The organism is Psychrobacter sp. Rd 27.2, assembly GCF_001921755.1.
Taxonomy (GTDB): Bacteria; Pseudomonadota; Gammaproteobacteria; order Pseudomonadales; family Moraxellaceae; genus Psychrobacter; species Psychrobacter celer.
The window spans coordinates 31,430-54,694 of record NZ_MRYB01000001.1; the positions used below are offsets into that span (position 1 = coordinate 31,430).

Here is a 23,265-nt window from a genome sequence, read left to right on the forward strand (position 1 = left end):
TTGGTTTTTTCGCAGGTCGGTGCCCGCAGTGACATATATCAGATGGACTGACAGTGTGTCGCAGCGGCTCCCCACCCACGATAAAAGCCACCTAGAGAAGAGACAGTTATCATGGCAAAACGCTTAGAAAATAGTTTTCAGTTTTTAGATGTACCACGGTTTGATCCTGCCAAAAAAGACATTGCCACCCGCTCGACAGAGTTTGTTGAGATTTATAAGCCGTTTGAGAGCGAGGCGGTGGCGCAGCAAGCCCATCGTTGTCTTGAGTGCGGCAACCCTTATTGTGAGTGGAAGTGCCCAGTTCACAATTACATCCCTAATTGGCTAAAGCTGGCCACCGAAGGCCAAATCTTTCAGGCAGCAGAGCTGTGTCATCGTACCAATACTTTGCCTGAAGTATGCGGCCGCGTTTGCCCTCAAGACCGCTTGTGCGAAGGCGCTTGTACGCTAAACGATGGTTTTGGCGCGGTGACCATCGGTAATGTCGAAAAATATATCAACGATACTGCTTTTGCCTTAGGCTGGCGACCTGATATGTCAGATGTGGTTTGGACAGACAAAAAAGTTGCCATCATTGGGGCTGGGCCGGCAGGTCTTGGTTGCGCTGATATCTTGGTAAGAAATGGCGTCAAGCCTGTGGTTTTTGACAAGCGTCCTGAGATTGGCGGCCTACTGACCTTTGGTATCCCAGAGTTTAAGATGGAAAAAGACGTCATGCGCAATCGCCGTGTGATCTTTGAAGGCATGGGTATTGAGTTTCGCCTCGAGACCGAAATCGGTACAGACGTCACTATCGATGAGCTGTTGAGCGAGTACGACGCGGTGTTTATGGGAATGGGCACTTATACCTATATGCGCGGCGGCTTTGTAGGCGAAGAGCTCGACGGCGTTTATGACGCTCTAGATTATCTGATTGCCAACGTCAATCGCTGCAATGACTGGGAAAAAGATGCCGAAGAGTACATCGACCTAAAAGGCAAGCGCGTGGTGGTGCTGGGCGGCGGCGATACGGCGATGGACTGCAACCGTACCAGCATTCGCCAAGGCGCTGAGCAAGTCGTCTGTGCCTATCGCCGTGATGAAGAAAACATGCCAGGCTCACGCCGCGAGGTGGTCAATGCGCGCGAGGAAGGAGTGGAGTTTTTGTTCAACCGTCAGCCGACCGAAATCATCGGCCTAAATGGTAAGGTCAATGGCGTCAAGGTCGTCACCACACAACTGGGCGCGCCAGACAATCGTGGCCGCCGTCGTCCTGAGCCGATTCCAAATTCAGAAGAGATCATTGAGTGTGATGCGGTGATTATGGCCTTTGGTTTTCGTCCTAGCCCTGCTGACTGGTTTGAGAGACAGCAAGTGAGCATGGATAGCTCGGGCCGCGTATTGGCGCTCGAGCAGCAAGCATTTAAATTTCAAACCAGCAATCCCAAAATCTTTGCAGGTGGCGATATGGTGCGCGGCTCTGATTTGGTCGTGACCGCCATCTGGGAAGGCCGTGAAGCCGCGGACGGCATCTTGGACTTCTTAGAGGTGTAAGGCTGGCCCTAATGACCGTCAAGGCTTGCGCCAGCTTGTCAGGGCGCTGCCTGATAGACGCCTTTTATCTGTTGATAGATAAAAGGCGTTATTTTTTTGATAAATGTCGGTGAAGTGTTTAAGCTACTTGATAGACAGTGGCGCATGAGGGTTTGAGCCTACTAAGACGTGTGCCAAGCGACTGTTTTTTTATTCATCTAATAAGAGTGACCTTGCGTGAAACCAAAACTTTGGCAGCGATTTAGCGCACCGTTCATTGAGCCTTATGCGCGCTACCAGCATGCGGATGTCCTGCACGCCATCCGTTTGGGGGTGGCAGTGCTCGCCGCCTTATTATTAAATGAGTTTACACACTTTCCAAACGGGGAGTGGACGACCATTACTGTGTTTGTCATTTTGGGACTGCTGCAGTATCAAGGGGCGATTTATACCAAAGCCAAAGAGCGGATACTTGGCACAATACTTGGTGTGGCCGTGGGGTTGGGGTTTTTGTGGGTGAGTCAAGACATTGGCGGCTGGATGTGGCTATATTATGCGCTGATTGGTTTGATTAGCGGCATCATCGGTTATGTGGCGGTCAAACAATTGGGCTATATCGGGTTGCTCACCGGCATCACTATGCTGATGATTGTCTCTAGCCCTGATCATAGCAATGTCGGTCAAGATGGTCTGTACCGCGCGTTTAATATCTTGATTGGCGCTGGGGTGGCGGTCGGCGCGACGATGATTTTGCCCTTAAAATCAACCTTGATGTGGCGGTTTTTGTTGGCCAATAATCTGGAGACTTGTAGCAATCTATACGCAGGCGTTGGCAATCATATCGATGCTGAGGTCTTGGTGCCAAAGCCTTTTAAATACACCAAAGCCACCAGCTCAGCGAGTATCGTTTACCCCCAAAGCAGCTCTGTCCCTGATACGCCAGTCAACAAGTCACTGGTCAAAGCGCTACAAAAAATCAATAAACGCCTGCTGGCTGTGCGCCCACATATTGCAGCGACCGCCAGCGAGTCAGGTATCGACAAAGAAACCCTAGAAACCATCCAGCGTACCCACCGTAACATCATCGGGACGATTGATTTGCTGCTCAGTGCAGCGCCGCGCTTGGCCAATATCGAAATCGACGACGAAAACCATATTTTGCTGATACACTACCAGCATGAGCTGACCCAAGCCATGTTGCATATGGCGGCGGTGCTACGCAGTCCGAGCGATGAGGTGTTTCGGCCGATCACCCGTATTGCGGTCTCTGAATACCCCAGTGTAGAAAACCTAGGCTTTGAATGGCAGGGCTATTTTTGGTTGACTCAGACGCTACAAGTGCAGCTTCAGCGCCTCAGCGACTTATTACAAAAGACCAAGCCGCAGTGGTTTGCAGCCTCAGGCCTACGCTATCAGCGCCGCGAGCAACGCCGCATCGAGGACAAAGGCGGCGAGACGGATTTGCATTTATAATCCATCTCTATCGTTTTTTTGCAGACCAATAACCAAAGTTAACGGCCTGTTTTTAGCTTATCCCAATACTGCTGATACATTTGCAACGCTTCGTCACCCACATCTTCTTGGAACTCTGCTTTTGCCAGTACTTCTTTAGAAGGATAAATCGCCGGATTGTTGCGTACTGACTCGTCCATCATCTCGCGTGCGGCTAAGTTTGGCGACGCATAGCCAATCTCTTCACTGACGATTTTGGCGTTTTCGGGGCGAAGCAGGTAGTCGATAAACTTATGCGCGGCATCCACTTGCTTGGCATTTTTGGGAATGACAAAGTTGTCCATCCACAATATCGCGCCCTCAGATGGGTATTTATAAACCAAGCTGGTCAAGCCTTCATCATTGGCCATGACCGCTTCGCCATTCCACGTCATACCAAGCGCCGTCTCCCCTTCGATATAGGGCATACGCGTGGCATCTGAGTTAAAGGTTTTGACATTTGGCATCAATGTGGTGAGCTTGTCATAAGCGGCTTTTATTTCCTCAGGATTGCTGCTGTTGCCTGAGTAGCCGAGGGTTAGTAGTGCCATACCAAAGACTTCGCGCACGTCGTTGGTCAGCATCACTTGACCTTTGTATTTCGGGTCCCACAGATCATTCCAACGATTGACGGTCGCAGGGTCGACGCTATCACCATTGATGGCAAGACCTGTACTGCCCCACATATAAGGAATCGAGTACTTATTGTCTGGATCGACCTTGGTATTGGTAAATGACGTATCAAGGTTGTTAAAGTTACTTAATTTCGATTTATCGAGCTCTTGCAACAACCCTTCTTTGGCCATTTTTTCGACATAGTACGTCGATGGAATCGCCAAATCGTATTGGCTAGAGTCATCAAGTAGCTTGAGCTTGGCGTACATCGCTTCGTTGGAGTCAAAAGTGGTGTAATTGACGGCGATACCGGTCTCTTCTTCAAAGCCATCGAGAATCTCTTGAGGCATATACTCTGACCAGTTATACAGATTAAGCGTCTCATTGCTTGCGCCAGCACTGCCATCCGCTGCTGCATTGTCAGAGCTACTACAGCTGGCAAGTACTAAGCCGACTGCCATGGCAAGCAAGGCTTTTGGCGCAGTCTTTGTCACGGCCGTAGGCAATAGGCGACCGATGCCGGCCACAGAGCGGGCAGGCGCTTGGGATGATGATACGTGTGTCAAAATATCTCTCCTAAAGAATAAAGTCAAATCAATAAAACGGCATAAAAACGGGCGTATACAAAGCACTAAACGCTGCATACGGTGATCGATACTATTATGACCATTAGTGTTACTGATTTAAAGGGTCGGCGCAAAGAGATTTTGACCGCGCCTACCGTCGCCATAAAAAGTACAACAAAATAACTAAGATGATGCTGTCGTTTCAGGGTATGTTACTGAGCAAGTCACTAAAAAACCAAATATATGTGTAAGATTAGGAGAAAATATGAATAACCGTAACCGTGCCGGCGTGATTGCTGCCATCATTGGTATCATCGTTTTTATGGCGATGTTTAACTCAGGCTCACCGACGCCTATCGTCAATTGGCCGGTAGAAACCTACATGGGGATGGCCTTTACCATTGGCTGGCTGAGCAGCGTGCCGAATTGGCTGGCCTATGTGCTGGCGGCGCTGGTGTTGATTTTACTGGTGATTGGGCTTTATAAAATAGGCGGCTGGATTTATGGTCTGCTAGCGCGCACGCGTTAATGACAGTACTGCGGCACCGCTGCAAAAGCGAGAGATTAGAGATATTCTAATCTCTCGCTTTTTTGTTTTTGGTTTACTTGTATTGATGATTGTACTGGTGAATATAGTAGATTCAATTTAAAAATGTTATAGCGCTACTGGTATAAATTATCCTTGCGTGCTGTGCCTGCGCCGACAAAGACTGCGTAAAATTTATCCCAGCCCCACTGTAGCGTTTTTATACTGAACTCACTATATATAGGCTCCTTGTCATTTATAGATTGTCCAAAATTGCAAACATTTGGTTTTATAAGCCAAAAGTATTTGTTTCTGTTTCCCAACTATGTTTCAATCGCTATCTTTTATCAACGTTTTCATATGTTTGAAACCTATCAATTTATTTAAGTCCTAAATGGAGCAGTGGCTATGCAAGGAAGTAATTCGCCAAATGGCAGTCCACCAAACAATAACTTTGATACCGCAGCGAAAAGCTCTCGTATGCAGCGGTTTTTACAGGGGGTTGAGTGGCTCGGTAATCTACTGCCGCATCCGGTCATTTTGTTTGTTTGGATGTCTGTGCTGCTGTTGGTACTCTCAGCTGTGATGTCTTATTTTGGGGTGTCGGTGATAGATCCGCGCCCTGAGGGCACCAGCGGGCGTAGTGCCGATGGCATGATCGAAGTCGTTAACCTATTGAACGGCGAGGGTTTAGCACGCATTGTTGAAAATTTAGTCACCAACTTTACCGGCTTTGTGCCGCTTGGTACGGTGCTGGTGGCCTTGCTCGGTGTCGGTATTGCTGAGCACTCTGGCATGATATCAGCCGCCCTGCGTGGTCTGGTCATGAATGCACCCAAAAAAATGGTGACCTTTACCATTGTGTTCGCTGGCATCATGTCAAACACCGCCGCTGAGCTTGGTTATGTGGTATTAATACCACTGGCGGCCGTTATCTTTCACTCACTTGGTAGGCATCCGCTAGCCGGTCTGGCTGCAGCGTTTGCTGGGGTGTCAGGCGGCTATAGTGCCAATTTATTATTAGGAACCGTAGATCCACTGCTTTCGGGGATTACCCAAGAAGCGGCGCGTATCATCGATCCTACCTACACCGTCGGCGCAGAGGCCAACTGGTACTTTATGATCGCCAGTACCTTTTTGATCAGTGGTCTGGGCTATTTTGTCACCGAAAAAATCGTTGAGCCAAGCCTAGGTAAATACAATCCTAACGACGCTGACGATGCCTCTGTACTAGAGACACAAATCGAAAAAGTATCGTCAGTTGAGAAAAAGGGACTACTATGGGCAGGGTTAAGCATGCTCATATTTTGCTTATTGCTGGCGTGGACCGTGGTGCCTGCAGATGGCATCTTGCGTAATGCGGAGACCGGTCTGGTATCAGGCTCACCATTTTTAAAAGGCATCGTGGTCTTTATCTTTGTGTTCTTTGCCCTACCAGGCTATATCTACGGTAAGATTACCGGCAGCATCAAGAGCAATCAAGACGTGGTCGATGCCATGAGCAACGCCATGAGCTCCTTGAGTATTTATATTGTGTTGGTGTTTTTTGCCGCGCAGTTTACCGCGTTTTTTAAGTGGTCAAACCTTGGTTCGGTGATGGCGGTGTCTGGCGCGACCTTCTTAAGTGATGTTGGTTTGACAGGGCCTTTATTGCTGGTAGGCTTTATCATCATTTGTGGTCTGGTCAATCTGATGCTCGGTTCGGCGTCTGCCCAGTGGGCGGTGACCGCACCGATCTTTGTGCCGATGCTCATGCTCACAGGTTATGCGCCAGAGATGATTCAGGCGGCTTACCGTATTGGCGACTCATCCACCAATATTATCACGCCGATGATGAGCTATTTTGGTCTTATCTTGGCAGTAGCAATGCGCTACAAAAAAGACACTGGGGTGGGAACCTTGATGGCGATGATGCTGCCGTACTCCATGGCTTTTTTAATTGGTTGGACGATATTGTTTTCTGTCTGGGTGTTTGTGCTGGGTCTGCCAGTCGGCCCTGGCGCAGAGACCTATTATCCTGCTCAGTAGTTGTTATTTGAATAATCGCTAATACTATTTAGCTGATATAAAAAATAAAAACCCTTGTCAGCGATTGGCAAGGGTTTTGCTTAAGACTATAGTCAATTCTAAATAAAACAGATACATTATATGTCAACGTGGAACTGGTATAAATTTTCCTTGCGTGCTGTGCCTGCGCCGACAGAGGCTGCGAAAAATTTATCCCAGTCCCACTGTATCGTTTTTATACTGAACTCACTATATTCTATTTATGACGCCACCTTAAATTGCTCAAGCACCTTTTGAATACCATGTTCTTCAATGGTACCTGTGACAAAATCTGCGCGCTCGATCAGTGCAGGCTGGGCATCGCCCATCGCGACTGCATAGCCGACCAAATCAAACATCTCCAAATCATTCATACCATCGCCGAACGCCATACATTCACTGGCATTTACGCCGTAATAGTCACAAACGTCTAGGATGCCACGGGCTTTTGAGGCGTTGGCAGGCAAAATATCCGCGCCAATTTGATGCCAATGTACTAGCTTTAAATCGTCCTGTGCAAAATTGATGTCCTGCATTTTATCGAATTGATTGTTAAAAAACACCGAGCACTGATAAACAGGGTTTGATAGATAGTAGAGGGGATCGACGATGGAGTTGGGGGTTTTGGCATTGAATTCACGCAGACGCTCATTTTCCCCCGACCAAGCGATATGAGTCGCTGAGTCAAACTTATGAATCAGCTGACTGGTTTGGCATAACTGCACGATTTTGTCCGCCTGCTCAGCAGACAACGGATAGTGACTGATTAAGCCCTGATTATCAAAGCTGTACTGTCCGTTCATACAGATAATGGCGTCTAAAACCTCTGCCTCGAGCAAGGCCAAAATATCAGCCGGCAATATCGCTTTAGAGCGCCCTGTAGAAATCACCAGCTTAATGCCGGTTTGGGCAAGCGCCTCAAGGGTAGCCTTGTTGTGCGCTGCAATAATACCGTTGCGGCTTAGCGTATCGTCGATATCAAAAAATATCACTTTTGGCACAGGCAATGTATGGTTCATACTGGCTGTCGCAGCCTTATCTACAATAAACATGAGCATCCTTTATGTTTAAAAAACAACCGTGTAAGTCTTTTGAGTTAATGGGTCAGAGTGGGGCACGGGCTATATAAAATCTAAATATTATCTATTGTAATTGCAGTTATTTTTAATAAAATAGCAAATATATAAGTGCTTGGTGATACGTTTGAGTGAGCGTTATCAGCGCCAGTCATCAGCCAAAGCCACGACCTAAGGACACCTGCATGACCTTCTCTACCACAAGCGATAATAAGGCTAGTCCACAAGCATTAGACGATGATTTGTTTGCTCCATCACCGCGTCATCCTGAGAGTCGGCTAGAGGCGGAGTGGTTATTTTTATTCAATAAGTTACCGCCTGATCAATGGTTTGGCGCAGATTATGCCTATAAGACATCGGGCTGGCTAAAGGTACATACTAACATACGCAAACGCCAGCGTATCTTGACACAGATAAGTGAGGGTTATCAATCTGGTGAGTACGACTGGGCAAAATATCGCTCGCAGCTACTCAAACGTATCAATATGCATATCCTCAAGCTGCATCAGCATCATGGCGTGGAGGACGAGGGGTTTTTCCCTGAATTTATTCGGATGTACCCGCAGCTACAGGCAGGGTTTGAGATATTGGGGCGCGACCATGTGCGCTTGGATGCGCTACTCGATAAGCTGCAGCTGCAAAACGATACGCTGACGAGAAGTGAGGTTGAGGATAAAGTACTGGCAGTACAATTACATCAAACCTTGCTGGATGTCACCGATTTACTGTCGCAGCATCTGAGTGATGAGGAAGACTTGGTTATTCCTATTTTGGGGTTGCGACAGGGCTAAAGATGAAATGCTATCTATAACTCTAAAAAATCATAACAAGTAAAAGAAAGTCGATTAAAACCTAAAAAATATTTTATTATGTATTATAATAAAGTGTGTTTTAGTTTAGATAAGTATTTCAAATAAATAAGGTTTCTTATACCGATGACGACAAACTATACCTCAGAAAGTAAAAAAAGAAATGGCGAGCATATTCTTATTAACATGACATACGTCGCCAAAAACATCGGCCTAGATTCGGGCGTGGAGCTGACTCGTGCACTTGAGTATTGGCGAAGATATTTTGAAGATAATCGTATAGTTTCAGCTTTGGTCATTAGCGAAGGTTATTTTGTGCAAAGCTTTCAGGGGACAAGGCCTGATATCAATACTGCCTTAGAAAAAATACTTGATAAACACTCAGTCATTTCCCCTAATATTGTGAATATCTATGAAATAGAGTCGCGTCAATGGAATGGGTTTTTAGTCAAGCATCTCACCTCAAACGCTGAAGATGAAGATTATGCTCTAAAAAGCTTCTCAGCAGGTTCTGACTATAATCCCTATCTGATGACAAGCACTCAGATTGAAAGCTTCTTGACAGCAGTGTTTGGAGATAGCAACTTTAGCAAGTTTTAGCCGAGTAGTGTCTTTTCACTATACTGACCATTTGTTTTAGCGTGCATAAAAAAGCCGTCTACACCTTGTGTATAGACGGCTTTTTATTAACACTATGGAGGGCTGTGCCTATTAGAGCCTAGAGCACAAAGTATCGCCATGATTACCCAATCGCAACCGAACTCACATTCTGAAAGCCCCTTGGCAACTGACCGCCGCGATTACCACGAGTGCCTGTATAGTTGGCCAAATCATTGGGTTTTAGTGTCACATGACGTTTGCCCGCAGTAATGACTAGGCTGTCTCGCAAGCTTAGCGGCGTGATAGCAAGCACTTCTTCACCGTCTTTTAGTTTAATCAGCTTATTACCTTTACCACGTGCTTGCTCGGGCAAGCCATCAAGGGCAAATACCAATAAATACCCTGCATTGGTTATCACAGCGACATGGTCAGGTGCCACGTTTTCGTTGCTGCTTGCACCGTCAACATGAACCGTCACTTCTGCTGGCGCATCGATACGCACGACAGGAAGCAGACGACTATCGGCCGCTAGATTGATGATTTTTTTACCGGCTTTTTGATTGCTATCGAGGTTGCCAAGGGTATTGATAAAGCCATAGCCGTTAGAGCTGGCGAGGATGATACGCTGATCGTCGCGACCAGTTATTAGCTGCTCGAAGCTGGCACCTGCTGGCGGCTTGAGTACGCTGGTCAGCGGATCGCCTTGACCACGCGCTGAGGCTAGGCTATGCGCGTCGACACTATAGCTACGCCCTGTGCTATCGAGTACGTAGATTCTCTCGTTGGACTTACCGCGTGCGTGCGCTTGATAGCTGTCTCCTGAGCGATAGCTCATACCAGCGGCATCGACGTCATGACCTTTCGCAGCGCGAATCCAGCCTGCTTTTGAGAGTATCGCGGTGATAGGCTCGCTTGGTACCAGATCCGACTCTTTTAGCGCCTGCGCTTCTTCGCGCTCTGCTAGTGGTGACATGCGCTCGTTGCCGTGTTCTTTCATATCGGCGTTCAGCTCTTCAATCATCAGATTGGTCAGACTGTCTGGGTTGTCCAAGTGCTCTTGAATGGTGGCGCGCTCAGCGTCTAGTGCATCTTGCTCGCGGCGCAGCTCAATCTCTTCAAGCCTTGCCAGCTGACGCAAACGTATGTCCAAGATGGCATTGGCTTGGATGTCGGTCAGATCATAACCTTCCATCAATGCTGACTTTGGCTCGTCTTCCTCGCGGATGATACGAATGACCTCATCGATATGTAGATAAGCGATCAGCAACCCTGCCAAGATATGTAAGCGTTTATCGATTTTATCGAGGCGATACTGCAAGCGCCGCGTGACCACCGAGCGGCGACAAATGAGCCACTCTTCAAGGATGTCTTTGAGGTTTTTGACCTGCGGTTTACCGTTTAGGCCAATCATATTCATATTGACGCGATAATTACTCTCAAGGTCAGTACTGGCAAACAGGTGACTCATCACGCGCTCGACATCGACGCGGGTAGAGCGTAGCTCAAGCACGATACGGCAGGCGTTTTCGTGGTCAGACTCGTCATGGATGTCGGTCACCCATGGCAGTTTTTTGTCCAGCATGAGTTTGGCGATTTGCTCTTGCACTTTGTTGCCTGAGACTTGATAGGGCAGCGCATCGATGATGACGAGGTTTTTTTCTTTGGGGTCGATATGGTAGGTCGCGCGCATTTTATAGCTGCCGCGGCCGCTTTCGTACATGGCCTGCAAGTCTTTTTTGCTGGTGATGATCTCAGCTGGCGTGGGCAAGTCAGGCGCAGGTATCGACTGGGTGAGCTGCTTTACCGATAGCTCAGGATTTTTTAGTAAGCGAATGGCGGCGCGTACCACTTCATTTAGGTTGTGCGGCGGGATGTCGGTGGCCATACCGACGGCGATCCCTGTCGTGCCGTTTAACAAGATATTGGGCAGGCGCGCAGGCAGGGTGATAGGCTCTTGTAAGGTACCATCAAAGTTATCTTGCCAATCGACCGTGCCTTGGCCGAGCTCGGCCAGCAAGGTGTTGGCATAGGCAGACATTTTGGCCTCGGTATAGCGCATGGCGGCAAAGGATTTGGGGTCATCAGGGCTGCCCCAGTTGCCTTGACCGGTGATCAGCGGATAGCGATAGCTAAACGGCTGCGCCATGAGTACCATAGCTTCATAACAAGCACTGTCGCCATGCGGGTGGTATTTACCGAGTACATCACCGACGGTACGGGCAGACTTTTTGGCTTTAGCAGAGGATTTTAGGCCAAGCTCACTCATGGCATAGACGATACGGCGCTGGACGGGCTTTAGACCATCGGCGATATTTGGTAGCGCCCGATCCATGATGACGTACATGGCGTAGTTGAGATAAGCCTGCTCGGTGAACTCCGCTACCGAGCGGGTATCCATCGGCTCATGAGAAGGGGCGGCAGGGACGGTATGGTCAATAACATCGGACATAAAGTAAGGTTCACTTATCAGTTTTAATAGGTATCGGTAATAGGTGTGAATAATGCGCATCAGCGCCAAAATAAGATAGTGCTATCGTAAAGGATATCGGCAAAATTAAAAAGAGATAACTCAGAATAGACGACAGGGTGTGACGTGCCTGTTCAGGCAAGCAAGCAAGGTAAAATAACACAACTCGCTTCACATACAATAAAAGCCAGCGTTTTCGCCACGCTTTAGTAATAACTGCGTCAGTGAGGATGGTTTGGTATAAAAGTAGAAATTTGTCTATTAATAAATAAGAAAATGAAAATCTATGAAATGGCGAGTCATTTATTGCTTAACTGATTGATAATAATAACATTAACGAGCGTCAAGTAGCTTTGCGAACGCAAGTAGCAATCTTTTGTATTGAGTAGTCTTTATAAAGTGTGTATGTTAATGAACAAAGGGCTATTTACCGCTATAGGGTTTGCTTGTCACCATACAGCAAGGTCGGTGCCTGACAGCCATCACCATGGTTTGCCAGTGCTTTGAGACTTTGTGTGTTTGTCACGCTGTGATTTGTATGAGTGGACGGTAGCGTACTATTACTAGGAGAGAAAAGATTATGGAAAATCACGGTAACTTGATTCGTCGTAACGACAAAGTATGGGTCAAAACTTACGAAAAACTTGGCATGCAGTACGATATCGATATGCCGCCCGCCGACACCTCGTTGCTTGAGATACTTGAGCAAAACTTCATCAAACATGCTGGCAAAACCGCGTTTGTCTGTATGGATGTCAAACTCTCGTACGAAGAATTAGACCGTTATAGTAAGCAGGTCGCCGCCTATCTACAGTCCCTCGGCCTAAAAAAAGGCGATAAAGTCGCGGTAATGATGCCAAACATCCTGCAGTTGCCCGTTGCTGTCTTGGGCGTACTGCGGGCAGGTCTGACGCTGGTCAATGTCAACCCACTTTATACCACCAAAGAGCTTGGCCATCAATTAGAAGATTCTGATGCCAAGGCATTGATTTTGTTAGAAAACTTTGCCAAAACCTACGAAGATATCGGCAAGGAGATGGTCGATCATGTGGTGGTGACATCGATGGGCGACTTGATGAGCCCGCTGAAAGGGTTCATCGTCAATACGGTGGTGCGCCATGTCAAAAAAATGGTGCCAGCCTATCATATCAATGGTAGCGTCAAATTCAAAAAAGCGCTTAATCGCTTTTCGGCGGCCAGCTATCAGCGCCCCAATGACATCGGTTTGGATGATGTCGCGGTACTACAGTATACCGGTGGTACCACAGGCGTGGCCAAAGGCGCGATGCTCACGCATGGCAATTTGGTTGCCAACTTGATTCAGTGTGACACGTACTTAGGCGATGCTTTTGATAAGTTTGAAAAAATGAATGAGCAGCCAGTGATTATGACGGCACTACCGCTATATCATATTTTCTCATTTACCGTTTGTGGCATGTACGGCCTCTATCGCGGCTGTATTGGGCTCTTGGTACCTAACCCACGCGATGGCGCAAGCTTAATCAAAGCCTACAAAGATTATCCACCTGCGTTTTTCCCAGCGGTAAATACCTTGTTTAATGCGCTTGCCAATAGTGAAGTATTCAAAGCGCTCGATCATAGCAAGCTTGAGATGTCGATGGGCGGTGGTATGGCTGTGCTAAAGGATACAGCGGCAAAATGGCAGCAAATCACGGGCAATATCATTGTACAGGGCTATGGTCTATCAGAGACCTCGCCTGTTGCCTCAGCAAACCCACAAGGGACAGGCGAGTTCTCAGGCAACATCGGTCTGCCAATGCCAGCCACAGATATGGCCATCTTGGATGAGGCGGGTAATGAGGTTGAGATTGGTGAGCGCGGAGAGATTAGTGTGCGCGGGCCGCAGGTGATGAAAGGATACTGGAAACGCGATGATGCCACGAGCGAGGTGATGACGGCGGATGGTTATTTCCGTACCGGTGACATCGGTGTGATGGATGAAGAAGGCTACTTTAAGATTGTCGATCGCAAAAAAGACATGATCTTGGTGTCAGGCTTCAACGTTTATCCAAACGAAGTAGAAGACGCCATGTCAGGCCATCCAAAAATCTTAGAGTGCGGTGTCATCGGTATCGATGATGAAAAAAGCGGTGAGGTGCCAAAGATTTATGTGGTACGTAGTGATGACAGCTTAACAGAAGAAGAAGTCATCGCGTATGGCAAAGAGAATCTAACGGGTTATAAGCGTCCGCGTTATGTAGAGTTTATCGACGAGCTACCAAAGTCAAACGTGGGTAAAATCTTACGCAAAGACTTGCGAGAGCTTGAAGAAAAAAACCACGGTTAATCTTCTGCTTGCTTGAGCTAAGCTGATTAGCTAATCACAACTCACTAGGGCTAAGATTCTATAGTCCGGATGGGTTTTGCTCGAGATGTCATCGTACACAAAAATGATAAGGCCGCTGATTTCTGCTTTATCATTTTTTGTCTTTTCTGCTATTTTTGTCTGTACAACATCATCGCCATAGATAGAGAATTTTGCATAAAACTGCTATAGTGCCCACCGACCTATTTTTGTATATATCTGTTGGTTTGGCTTGAGCGGTTTGGCAAAACCATCATAATGACAGTAAGGTATACCTTAGCGTGTGGCTAAGGCATGGTGCCACTTATCGATGACGTGGTATGGCTTTGTGACTTGCAAAGCTTATGAATGATAAACCCAATGGTGTTGCCTTGTTTTTTTATTCATAAGCTTTTGTAGCCACAGATTTGCTGCGATAGATAAGGGTGCTTTATTGGGGCATGTCTTTCATTGAATCGATGCACTGCTTTTAATCGATGTATTGCTTTTAATCGATGCATGGCTAAAGGGCGAGAAATGATGACGCGCTTTTGATTATTTTATGTTTTTAACGGCAACATTTAGGGAAAATTATGACCGACAGTATCAATAAAGAGACGACAGAGGATCAAGCTGCCACGGGCCATACCGCTAGGCAGGCATATCAAGACAATGCCTTTCCCGATATGCCGACGATAGACAGCGACAGTCCGTGGTTGAGTGCTTATGAGCGTTATGGTATCGCAGCAACTATCGATATGCCAGAGGACAATACCTCTTTACTTGATGTGTTTGAGCGTAATTTTAGTCGTTATGGGCAAAAGCCTGCCTATATCTGCATGGGTGCTTCTGTTAGCTTTAAGCAATTGGATTTGTACAGTCGCCAAATCGCCAGCTACTTGCAGTCACTAGGACTGGTCAAGGGTGATAAGGTTGGGGTGATGATGCCCAATATCTTGCAGTATCCTGTCGTGGCCTTGGGTATTATTCGCGCAGGGATGGTGCTGGTCAATGTCAATCCCCTCTATACCAGCCGCGAGCTGTCGCATCAGCTGCATGATAGCGGTGCCAAAGCGCTGTTTATCGTCGAAAACTTTGCTAAGACTTATCAAGATGCCGAAGACAAAGGTCAGGTCGAGCATGTGATCTTGTGCAAAATCGGCGATATGCTGGGCACGCTCAAAGGCGCGGTGGTCAATCTTGTGGCTCGCCATGTCAAAAAAATGATTCCAGCCTATAGCTTGCCAGACAGTGTGAGCTTTAAACAAGCGCTAAACGCTGTATCAGCCAGCAAGTACCAGCGTCCAGATATGAACCTCAGCGATGTGGCGCTGCTCCAGTATACCGGCGGCACCACAGGCGTGGCCAAGGGTGCCATGCTCTCTCACGGCAACCTAGTCGCCAATATGCTACAGATCAGCGCCTTGATGAATAGTGCCTTTGACGATGATGTCGATGCCAATGATGTCATCTTGACAGCACTACCGCTATATCATGTCTTCTCCTTTATGGTCTGCGGTATGTACGGCATGTATCAAGGCTATGCAGGGCTGCTGATTCCAAACCCACGCGATTTGGATGGTTTGATTAAAGAGATGGGCAAATACAAGCCCTCGTTTATCCCAGCGGTCAATACCTTGTTTAATGGTTTGGTACACAAAGAAAGCTTTGCCGACTTGGACTTTTCTAACCTAAAAGCCTCTATCGGCGGCGGGATGTCGGTGTTGCCAAGCGTGGCAAAAGAGTGGCATAAAATCACAGGATTGCCTATCGTTGAAGGCTATGGTCTGTCTGAGACCTCGCCTGTGGTGGCCTTTAACCCAATGACCATCTCTGAGTTTACTGGCAAAATTGGTATTCCAGCCTCGAGCACCGATGTGATACTCATCGATGAAGACGAAAACGAAGTGGCATTAGGCGATCGCGGCGAGATTTGTGTCAAAGGCCCACAGGTGATGATCGGCTATCAAAACCGTCCAAAAGAAACCACCGAGACCTTTACCAGCAATGGATACCTAAAAACAGGCGACATCGGTATCATGGACGAAAAAGGCTTTATCAAAATCGTTGATCGCAAAAAAGACATGATTTTGGTGTCAGGGTTTAATGTCTATCCAAATGAAATCGAAGAAGCCATGAGCGAGCATCCAGCCGTGGTGGAGTGCGGCGCTATTGGTGTGTCAAACGAGCAGCGCGGCGAAGAGCCTAAGCTGTTTGTGGTCAAAAAAGGCGAGGTCACCGAGCAAGAGTTGCTTGATTTTGGTAAAAAGCAACTGACAGGCTATAAGCGTCCGCGTCATATACAGTTTGTCGATGAATTACCAAAGTCAAACGTCGGTAAGATTTTGCGTAAAGAATTGCGTAAGATGGAAGGTCTAGAATAACACTAGCGTCTTTTTTGCAGCGGCGTAATGGCTGGAGTGAATCTTGCTATTGCGCCGCTGCCACGTTAGGATATCGTCATACGGGCATCGGCTTAGACATTGGCTGGCTGAGAGTTTGTGGTTCATGCCGCTTTGTGCGTGCTACCTTTTATTGACAACACTTATTTTACAACACTGCTTTAAAACAAGTACTAGGAATTTTTATGCGTATTGACAATCGTGAGCTTGACCAACTTCGCTCGATCAGCTTTGAGCGCCATTATACCAAGCATGCTGAAGGCTCAGTGTTAGTCAGCTTTGGCGATACCAAAGTCCTGTGTACCGCTAGTGTTGAGTCTGGCGTACCACGCTGGCTAAAGGGTAAGGGTAAAGGGTGGATCACGGCCGAATACGGTATGTTGCCACGTGCGACCAACACCCGTAACCAACGCGAAGCGGCGCGCGGTAAGCAGTCAGGTCGTACGCAAGAGATTCAGCGCCTCATCGGTCGTAGTCTGCGCGCTATGATTGATTTGAGCAAACTTGGTGAAAACACCATTTATCTTGATTGTGATGTACTCCAAGCTGATGGTGGTACGCGCACCGCCAGTATCACAGGAGCGGCCATCGCGCTGATCGATGCGTTAGAGAGTCTACAAAAAACCAAAAAGCTCAAAGCCGATCCATTGATTGGCCTGGTGGCCGCGGTCTCTGTGGGCATGAAAGATGGCAAAGCGTACTTGGACCTCAACTACGAAGAAGACGCTAGCTGTGATACCGATCTAAACGTCGTCATGACCCAAAAGGGCGAGTTCATTGAGCTACAAGGCACTGCCGAAGAAAAGCCATTTACTCGCGCCCAAGCAGACGATATGCTAGCGCTGGCCGAAAAAGGCATTGCGGAGCTCATTACCATGCAGCAGACGGTGCTGGGCTGGTAAGCGACGTTTTTTGGTCTTATCGTCCTCTAAAGACGCATCATTCTTGCAGTAAATACTCGGCAATAGGTAACGATACATGCTCAAGCTGACCGATGACGGCGCCAAAATCACCTTGCAAAATCAAGCACCAGCGGCTGACAATGGTATGTTTTGGTTTGGCACCGCCTTGCTCGTGGGTGCCGTGGCGGTCGCGATGGCCATGAGTTTGTTGCCTGAGCGCCTTGCTATTGGCGCGCTGGCTTTGCTCATCGTTGGTAGTTTTATTTTTAATAAAAAACGCCAGCAGCAAAGACAAGCTGTGAGCAAAAATATCAGTAGCGGTGTGCTGTGGGTGCGTAGTGGTGAGCTGGTGCATGACCATCAAGGTAAGCGTCAGCACATCACCCTTATCGCTAGTGATAATGTCACACTGATGGGTGAGCAGCTACAGATCACGGATGTCGATGGTAGCTGTAAGTGCCAGATCAGCGGCTTTGAGAGTGTGCAAGAGGCCAAAGCCGCCCAAGCGATATTACAAGGCCAGACATTTGGCAAACGCCATGTCAATATTAAGATGAATGACAACCCGTCTCCCTCTTAGTTTTTCTATCTACCTTTCTTAAGCCTTATTTCCTTTCTTTAAGCGATGCTATTGCTATAGTCAATTCGAAATAAAATCGATACGCTCATACCAGTTACCCGGTATCGTGTTTAAAGTGAATGAACTATAGTGCTTGCAGATTTGTGCCCAAATGGTTTATAAGTAAGAATGAAAACTGGTATTTTGCTTTTTTGTTGTCAATGGTACCTTTGACAAGGAGTCAGTCATGTCGCGTCTGTCATCGTCTATGTCATCGTCTATGTCACTGTCTGTATCGTCGCCGATTACAGCGTCATGTAGCGTGTTATTGCTGCTTGTAGGTGGCATGGCATCCTCTCATGCCGATAGTATGAGTGTGCTTATCGCGCAAAAATCAGCTCAGTCAGATCTGAGCGCCCGTTATACCCCATCATATTCAACCGTCCCTTCTGCTAAGATTAGTACGCGCTCTCGTATTCAGCGCGCCGATAGCTATCGCGCTGACACGGCAGTTACCGCGCCAGTGGGGAGCACGGCATATCGCTATCCTGAGCGCGCCTATCAAGCGCCATCTGTGCTGCCAGCGTTTTTGTCTGGTAGCTATGACAATGTCGATAGTGAATATTTACCGATACTGAGCAGCGCAGAGCGCCAAAGCAGTATGGCGGCGCGTGAAGTCATTAGTACAGCACGTAAAATGGCGCTCAATGAGCGTACAATCATTCAAGGCGGCTGCTGGGATTATTTAGATGCAGTGTTTAAGCGAGCAGGGGTGACGCGAGATACAGTACACAAAGGCACATACCGCCAAGGGCCTTATGCTCATAGCAGTCAGATAGAAGCAGGTGACTGGCTGTATTATATCAACCACGGCTACAATGGCGTCGAGCATAGCGGCTTGTTTGTCGGCTGGGTCGATGAGCGTGCCAAGCAAGCACTGATTCTTAGCTATGCAGGCGAAAACCGCCGAGAGCCTGCGCGTTACCGCGTGTATGATTTGAGCAATGTCTATCAAATCATGCGCCCAAGTGTTTAAGCGTGATAAATAGGCTCAGGATAAAAACACTACAGCGAGACAAAGATGAGTTTTGCGCAGCAGCAAGCGGCGTAGGCACAGCAACCTTACATGCTTTACAAAAAACGCCCGTTATCTAAAGAGATGACGGGCGTTTTGGTTTGATCAATCTAGCTCGTGTCGCTGTCTTTAAAACGGTTTGACCACCACCAAAATCACGATAAATATCAAGGCAAAAACAGGTATCTCATTAAACCAGCGCCAAAACTTATGGGTTTTGTAATGTGGGTTATCGATCAGCTTTTTGCGATAAAAACCGCAAGCACCGTGGTAGGCTGAGAGCAGTACCACCAGCAGTAGCTTGGCATGTAGCCAGCCTTGGGTTTTGTACACCTCCCAGCCCAGTCCTAACATCCATAAGCCAAAAACCCATGTCGCTATCATCGATGGCGTCATGATGCCGCGATACAGCTTGCGCTCCATGATAGCAAAACGCTCGTGGCTGATACTGTCCTCACTCATCGCATGATAGACGAACAAGCGCGGTAAATAAAATATCGCAGCAAACCAGCAAACCATAGAAATAATATGCGCCGCTTTGATCCAATTAAAATAATCTGCCATTATCCTCTCTCTTACTGTTTGGTCGGGTAGGCTCCATCATGTCGGCAAGCTTAGCACATATTGCTCATTAGTAGCGCAACTACCAACATGACTACCAACGCAGCTATCAATCAATGGCATACAAAGGGCTACTGCGCCAACACGACCTGTGATTGATGACCACTCATCGCATCCAGCACAGGCACCTGCTTTGGCGCACGAGGGGCGGCAAACTGAGCAGTGAGGCCGAGCTCACGCATCAGTCTATTGTCACTCGATTGACTGGCGTTACCTGTGGTCAATAGTTTGTCACCATAAAAAAACGAGTTGGCACCTGCCATAAAGGCCAAAGCTTGCTCGGCATCAGAGAGGCTCTCGCGGCCAGCAGATAAGCGCACGTAGCTGGTCGGACAACAGATACGCGTCACCGCAATGGTACGTATCCACTCCAGCACAGAGAGCTGGCCTTCTGCTAAGACTTTATCACCGATCGGTGTGCCTTGAATGGGCACCAATAGATTGACCGGAATAGATTCAGGCGCTTTGGGTATTTTTAGCAGCTCATGTACCCAGTCGATACGGTCATCACGGCTCTCGCCCATCCCCACGATATTACCGCTACAGACATTGATACCAGAGTTACGAACATGAGCGAGAGTGTCTAGGCGCTCGTCATAACTGCGGGTGCTGACCACTTGCTCGTAGTAGCGCCGCGAGGTATCTAGGTTGTGATTGTAATAATCAAGCCCTGCATCAGCCAGCTGTGCGGCCTGCCGGTCATCTAGCATACCTAGGGTCATGCAGGTCTCAAGCCCCAATGCTTTGACTTCTTTGATCAGCTCGACCACATACGGCATGTCTTTGGCGCTTGGGTGTTTCCAAGCTGCACCCATACAAAAGCGCGACGAACCCGTGGCTTTGGCGCGCCTAGCGGCGGCGATGACCTTATCGACTTCGATACGTTTTTCTGCCTGCAGTTTGGTGGTGTCGCGGTGATGGCCTGATTGTGAGCAGTAGCCACAGTCTTCAGGGCAGTTGCCAGTTTTGATAGATAGTAAGGTACTAATCTGTACTTCGTTGGCTGTAAAATGCTGACGATGCACAGTCTGTGCTTGCATCAGCAAGTCCATCAATGGCAAGTCAAACAACCGCGCGATATCATCACGGCTATAGCTGCTATGAGAGGTAGGCTGCGCCGTCGCTTCGGTCTTTATGTCGGTCAAAAAGTCAGGCTCCAAGCCGTTGTCTTTTGTGTTTTGCTGGCTGCTGGGCTCTGAGATATTAAGCAATCCTGCCATAAGGTAAATCCTTTTATAATACGATGAAGAGAGTAGGTTGTGATTTTATATGATAAAAAAGGCTACGATATAGTATACCGCAACCTTTTGAGAAAGTCAGAATGCTGCCAAAGCGTACTGATAGTCGATAACATCAAAACACCAATGATAACGCCTTGATAAGTCTAGCCTTTATAGAATTATAAAGGAATATAGAGTTATAAAGGACACTTTAGCAAATAGGTGATTACTTACCCAGTTTGTGCTTAGCAACACCGATCCAATGATTGGCAAACTGCTGCGCTTTATAAGCGTAAGGCTTGGCCTTTTGGATATAAGGTTTGTATTCTTCTGGGATGGCGGGCACGATGTGCTTGGCAAGTTTATTGAACCACATCATCAAGCTGTAGTCACCCTCGATACTTAAGTTGCCTTCTTGTACCGCCGTCATAAAGCTTGGCAAATCGCCTTTGGTTAGCAGCTTTACGCCCGTCATCGAGTCTTTAAAAGTAATGGTCAAATCGGCTTCTGTTGCATGGCCACTTTGCTGACTAAACTGGCCATTATCAAAGCGATAATAACGTGCAATACCAGACTCAGTGCTGGCAAGCTCGATGGTCACATCACGATCCGCAAGTAGCTTTTGTACGTCTTCATTATCAGTATCGGCCAGCATAGAGAGGCGATAGCCAATCACGGCCAGCAATACATCTAACGGGTCAGACTTGATATCTAATACAGGTAGCGTAAACATCATAAAACTCCTAAAGAATAAGACAAAAAATATAGCGTACTTTATATGAATTTTTTCGGCAAATATATAATCAGAGTATAAACCATCAAATACCCTCAATTCTTTAGTAGTTAAGTAGAGAGCGTTTAGTATCTTGTAACATTAGCCATCATCAATGAAAACGCGGCTGATAATCGTCGTCATACACTGGCGTATGCTCAATATAGCGCGCGGCTTGCAACTCGCGCTGCTGCTGTACTGACTGACTGACATCATCGTAGCGTATGGCTCGATACAGCACCCAGCCTGCCAGCGGCAACCAGCTGATACCCATAGCGATGACATAGCTGTGCCATTCTGATAGCGCTAGCAGGGCCGGGCGACTGATCAATAGGCTTTGGACGGCCTCGACTGCTAGCCAATAGGCCATGCCGCCAAATAGATACCATAGCAGCCAGCGCTGTGATGACAACGCCAACGCCAGCACCAAACCTGCCAGTAGCCCATACGCAAACAGTGCCGTACCACTCAAGCTATCTATACCGATAAAGGAAAAAACAGTCATTAACATCATTCATCTCGCTATTGATAAGGTGAATTTCTTATAACAATGCGACTATTATGAAAGCTTGCTGAGTAAAGCTAAAGAGGGTAAAGGCGACTTTGCGACAACCGTTGACGTTTGTTTTTTTTAAATGCTAGGCACCAATCACAAAGCCGATAAGCGGCCTTAAGCGTGGCGATTACCCCACCACGAGAGCAAGGATACCAATACAGCGCCAAGCAGCATTAGCCCTATCGTGGTCGCCCACTGCGCGCCTGCCGGATACTGCCATGGCATGACGTTATAAATGGCGTCGCTGTCGAGCGTCCCCAACGCATCGACCTTCCACGGCCATACTTTGACCAAGGAGCCGGCGATAAAGCCGGTCAGTAGGGCGAGCGTGGCTTGGTAATAGCGCGCTAGTAACCATTTGAGCGCCCGCGTGAATAACAACAGCCCTGTTGCCATACCAGCGATTACGGTCAAAAGAATGCTAAGGTTCATGGTATCGACCGCTTCTAACACAGCATCATAAGCACCCAATAACAGCAAAATAAAAGACCCTGATACCCCAGGCAATATCATCGCACAAATAGCCACTGCCCCGGCAAAAAACAAATAAGGCAAGCTTGGCGTGGTGGTCATGATTGGTAGGCTGCTAATCACCACAGCACTGATAATCCCTACCAAAAACAGTAGCATGCGGCCGATATTCCAGCGTTTAATCTCTGTCAGTAATAAAAATACCGTGGCGACGACCAGACCAAAAAAGAACGACCAAATCAGTAGTGGTTGATGGGCTAAGAGATGCTTGATCATACCTGCTAACGTGGCAAAACTACTGGCAATACCCAGCAACAAAAACAACAAAAACGTGGCATCGACTTGTCGCCAGACCGCAAGCAAACCTCGTAAACCGCCCTCTGCGCGAAACACCTGCCACAAGCTGGGGCCAATACTGCCAAGCGCATTGATCAGGCGCTCATAGATGCCGGCAATCAAAGCAATGGTGCCGCCAGAGACACCAGGGACAATATCAGCGGCGCCCATCGCCATGCCCTTGATATAAGTGGCTGCTAGCGATTTTGGCTGGTTATCCGCTGCTGACGACTCGCTTGGCCGCGGTGATTGAGGTGCCGTCATGGGTACATCCTTTATACAAAAATACGTGATGGGGTAAAATATCGAGTGAAACAAAGCTAATAGTGCAACAAAGC

Annotated in this window: 19 protein-coding genes; 11 read left to right on the forward strand and 8 right to left on the reverse strand. The window is 47.7% G+C overall.

Going from position 1 to position 23,265, the window contains the following annotated elements; all coding sequences use genetic code 11:
• Window positions 1–111: 111 nt before the first annotated feature.
• Complete coding sequence (locus BTV99_RS00110; RefSeq protein ID WP_075100339.1) at window positions 112–1,533, forward strand: FAD-dependent oxidoreductase; 1,422 nt, start codon at window positions 112–114, stop codon at window positions 1,531–1,533.
• Between the two features lie 216 nt (window positions 1,534–1,749).
• Window positions 1,750–2,985, forward strand: a complete 1,236-nt coding sequence (locus BTV99_RS00115; RefSeq protein ID WP_075100340.1) for an FUSC family protein — start codon at window positions 1,750–1,752, stop codon at window positions 2,983–2,985.
• Between the two features lie 38 nt (window positions 2,986–3,023).
• Here BTV99_RS00115 and BTV99_RS00120 read toward each other — a convergent pair whose 3' ends face one another.
• Complete coding sequence (locus BTV99_RS00120; protein WP_256713687.1) at window positions 3,024–4,184, reverse strand: PotD/PotF family extracellular solute-binding protein; 1,161 nt, start codon at window positions 4,182–4,184, stop codon at window positions 3,024–3,026.
• A gap of 265 nt (window positions 4,185–4,449) precedes the next feature.
• Here BTV99_RS00120 and BTV99_RS00125 point away from each other — a divergent pair, with 265 nt between their 5' ends.
• Both BTV99_RS00125 and BTV99_RS00130 read left to right on the forward strand, forming a co-directional pair.
• The gene (locus BTV99_RS00125; protein ID WP_075100341.1) at window positions 4,450–4,713 is read left to right on the forward strand and encodes a hypothetical protein; all 264 of its coding nucleotides are present in this window, start codon (window positions 4,450–4,452) and stop codon (window positions 4,711–4,713) included.
• Window positions 4,714–5,118: 405 nt separating this feature from the next.
• Window positions 5,119–6,738 (forward strand): AbgT family transporter, encoded by a 1,620-nt coding sequence (locus BTV99_RS00130; protein WP_305956330.1) that lies wholly within the window; start codon window positions 5,119–5,121, stop codon window positions 6,736–6,738.
• A gap of 239 nt (window positions 6,739–6,977) precedes the next feature.
• Here BTV99_RS00130 and BTV99_RS00135 read toward each other — a convergent pair whose 3' ends face one another.
• Window positions 6,978–7,808: an HAD family hydrolase gene (locus BTV99_RS00135; RefSeq protein WP_241900755.1), complete on the reverse strand. Its 831-nt coding sequence runs from the start codon at window positions 7,806–7,808 to the stop codon at window positions 6,978–6,980.
• Window positions 7,809–8,017: 209 nt separating this feature from the next.
• On the opposite strand from BTV99_RS00135, the gene BTV99_RS00140 reads away from it, so the two are divergent.
• Both BTV99_RS00140 and BTV99_RS00145 read left to right on the forward strand, forming a co-directional pair.
• Window positions 8,018–8,623, forward strand: a complete 606-nt coding sequence (locus tag BTV99_RS00140) for a hemerythrin domain-containing protein (RefSeq protein WP_083608452.1) — start codon at window positions 8,018–8,020, stop codon at window positions 8,621–8,623.
• A 144-nt stretch (window positions 8,624–8,767) separates the two neighbouring features.
• Window positions 8,768–9,241, forward strand: a complete 474-nt coding sequence (locus tag BTV99_RS00145; protein ID WP_075100342.1) for a BLUF domain-containing protein — start codon at window positions 8,768–8,770, stop codon at window positions 9,239–9,241.
• Between the two features lie 142 nt (window positions 9,242–9,383).
• Here the strand turns inward: BTV99_RS00145 and parC are convergent, their stop codons facing one another.
• Window positions 9,384–11,690, reverse strand: coding sequence for a DNA topoisomerase IV subunit A (gene parC, locus BTV99_RS00150; RefSeq protein ID WP_075100343.1), 2,307 nt, complete (start codon window positions 11,688–11,690; stop codon window positions 9,384–9,386).
• Window positions 11,691–12,288: 598 nt separating this feature from the next.
• Between parC and BTV99_RS00155 the strand changes: the two genes are divergently transcribed.
• The 5 genes from BTV99_RS00155 to BTV99_RS00175 all read left to right on the forward strand — a co-directional run bounded on the left by BTV99_RS00155 (window position 12,289) and on the right by BTV99_RS00175 (window position 18,912).
• Window positions 12,289–14,016 carry an AMP-binding protein gene (locus BTV99_RS00155; RefSeq protein WP_075100344.1) on the forward strand — a complete coding sequence of 576 codons (1,728 nt, stop codon included), beginning with the start codon at window positions 12,289–12,291 and terminating at the stop codon, window positions 14,014–14,016.
• Between the two features lie 590 nt (window positions 14,017–14,606).
• Window positions 14,607–16,397 (forward strand): AMP-binding protein, encoded by a 1,791-nt coding sequence (locus BTV99_RS00160; RefSeq protein WP_083608453.1) that lies wholly within the window; start codon window positions 14,607–14,609, stop codon window positions 16,395–16,397.
• Window positions 16,398–16,600: 203 nt separating this feature from the next.
• Entirely contained in the window at window positions 16,601–17,317 is a 717-nt protein-coding gene (gene rph, locus BTV99_RS00165) for a ribonuclease PH (protein WP_075100345.1), read from the forward strand.
• Window positions 17,318–17,393: 76 nt separating this feature from the next.
• Complete coding sequence (locus BTV99_RS00170; protein ID WP_075100346.1) at window positions 17,394–17,897, forward strand: hypothetical protein; 504 nt, start codon at window positions 17,394–17,396, stop codon at window positions 17,895–17,897.
• Between the two features lie 226 nt (window positions 17,898–18,123).
• Complete coding sequence (locus tag BTV99_RS00175) at window positions 18,124–18,912, forward strand: hypothetical protein (RefSeq protein ID WP_256713688.1); 789 nt, start codon at window positions 18,124–18,126, stop codon at window positions 18,910–18,912.
• 168 nt (window positions 18,913–19,080) lie between these two features.
• Here the strand turns inward: BTV99_RS00175 and hemJ are convergent, their stop codons facing one another.
• From hemJ to BTV99_RS00200, 5 genes are all read right to left on the reverse strand, one after another.
• Window positions 19,081–19,515 (reverse strand): protoporphyrinogen oxidase HemJ, encoded by a 435-nt coding sequence (gene hemJ / locus BTV99_RS00180; RefSeq protein ID WP_075100347.1) that lies wholly within the window; start codon window positions 19,513–19,515, stop codon window positions 19,081–19,083.
• A 128-nt stretch (window positions 19,516–19,643) separates the two neighbouring features.
• Window positions 19,644–20,792 (reverse strand): biotin synthase BioB, encoded by a 1,149-nt coding sequence (bioB, locus tag BTV99_RS00185; protein ID WP_075100348.1) that lies wholly within the window; start codon window positions 20,790–20,792, stop codon window positions 19,644–19,646.
• A 226-nt stretch (window positions 20,793–21,018) separates the two neighbouring features.
• On the reverse strand, window positions 21,019–21,528 hold the full coding sequence (locus BTV99_RS00190) for an SCP2 sterol-binding domain-containing protein (RefSeq protein WP_256713689.1): 510 nt from the start codon (window positions 21,526–21,528) through the stop codon (window positions 21,019–21,021).
• Window positions 21,529–21,676: 148 nt separating this feature from the next.
• Window positions 21,677–22,069: an AciT family ciprofloxacin tolerance protein gene (aciT, locus tag BTV99_RS00195; protein ID WP_256713690.1), complete on the reverse strand. Its 393-nt coding sequence runs from the start codon at window positions 22,067–22,069 to the stop codon at window positions 21,677–21,679.
• Between the two features lie 165 nt (window positions 22,070–22,234).
• Window positions 22,235–23,191 carry a DUF368 domain-containing protein gene (locus BTV99_RS00200; protein ID WP_075100350.1) on the reverse strand — a complete coding sequence of 319 codons (957 nt, stop codon included), beginning with the start codon at window positions 23,189–23,191 and terminating at the stop codon, window positions 22,235–22,237.
• Between the last annotated feature and the right edge of the window lie 74 nt (window positions 23,192–23,265).

Coding starts and splice junctions, on each gene's coding strand:
- BTV99_RS00160 (WP_083608453.1), top strand. CDS start 14,607: ATGACCGACAGTATCAATAAAGAGACGACAGAGGATCAAGCTGCCACG.
- BTV99_RS00200 (WP_075100350.1), bottom strand. CDS start 23,191: ATGACGGCACCTCAATCACCGCGGCCAAGCGAGTCGTCAGCAGCGGAT.
- rph (WP_075100345.1), top strand. CDS start 16,601: ATGCGTATTGACAATCGTGAGCTTGACCAACTTCGCTCGATCAGCTTT.
- BTV99_RS00110 (WP_075100339.1), top strand. CDS start 112: ATGGCAAAACGCTTAGAAAATAGTTTTCAGTTTTTAGATGTACCACGG.
- BTV99_RS00135 (WP_241900755.1), bottom strand. CDS start 7,808: ATGTTTATTGTAGATAAGGCTGCGACAGCCAGTATGAACCATACATTG.
- BTV99_RS00190 (WP_256713689.1), bottom strand. CDS start 21,528: ATGATGTTTACGCTACCTGTATTAGATATCAAGTCTGACCCGTTAGAT.
- aciT (WP_256713690.1), bottom strand. CDS start 22,069: ATGACTGTTTTTTCCTTTATCGGTATAGATAGCTTGAGTGGTACGGCA.
- parC (WP_075100343.1), bottom strand. CDS start 11,690: ATGTCCGATGTTATTGACCATACCGTCCCTGCCGCCCCTTCTCATGAG.
- BTV99_RS00155 (WP_075100344.1), top strand. CDS start 12,289: ATGGAAAATCACGGTAACTTGATTCGTCGTAACGACAAAGTATGGGTC.
- BTV99_RS00125 (WP_075100341.1), top strand. CDS start 4,450: ATGAATAACCGTAACCGTGCCGGCGTGATTGCTGCCATCATTGGTATC.
- BTV99_RS00145 (WP_075100342.1), top strand. CDS start 8,768: ATGACGACAAACTATACCTCAGAAAGTAAAAAAAGAAATGGCGAGCAT.
- bioB (WP_075100348.1), bottom strand. CDS start 20,792: ATGGCAGGATTGCTTAATATCTCAGAGCCCAGCAGCCAGCAAAACACA.
- BTV99_RS00175 (WP_256713688.1), top strand. CDS start 18,124: ATGTCGCGTCTGTCATCGTCTATGTCATCGTCTATGTCACTGTCTGTA.
- BTV99_RS00170 (WP_075100346.1), top strand. CDS start 17,394: ATGCTCAAGCTGACCGATGACGGCGCCAAAATCACCTTGCAAAATCAA.
- hemJ (WP_075100347.1), bottom strand. CDS start 19,515: ATGGCAGATTATTTTAATTGGATCAAAGCGGCGCATATTATTTCTATG.
- BTV99_RS00140 (WP_083608452.1), top strand. CDS start 8,018: ATGACCTTCTCTACCACAAGCGATAATAAGGCTAGTCCACAAGCATTA.
- BTV99_RS00130 (WP_305956330.1), top strand. CDS start 5,119: ATGCAAGGAAGTAATTCGCCAAATGGCAGTCCACCAAACAATAACTTT.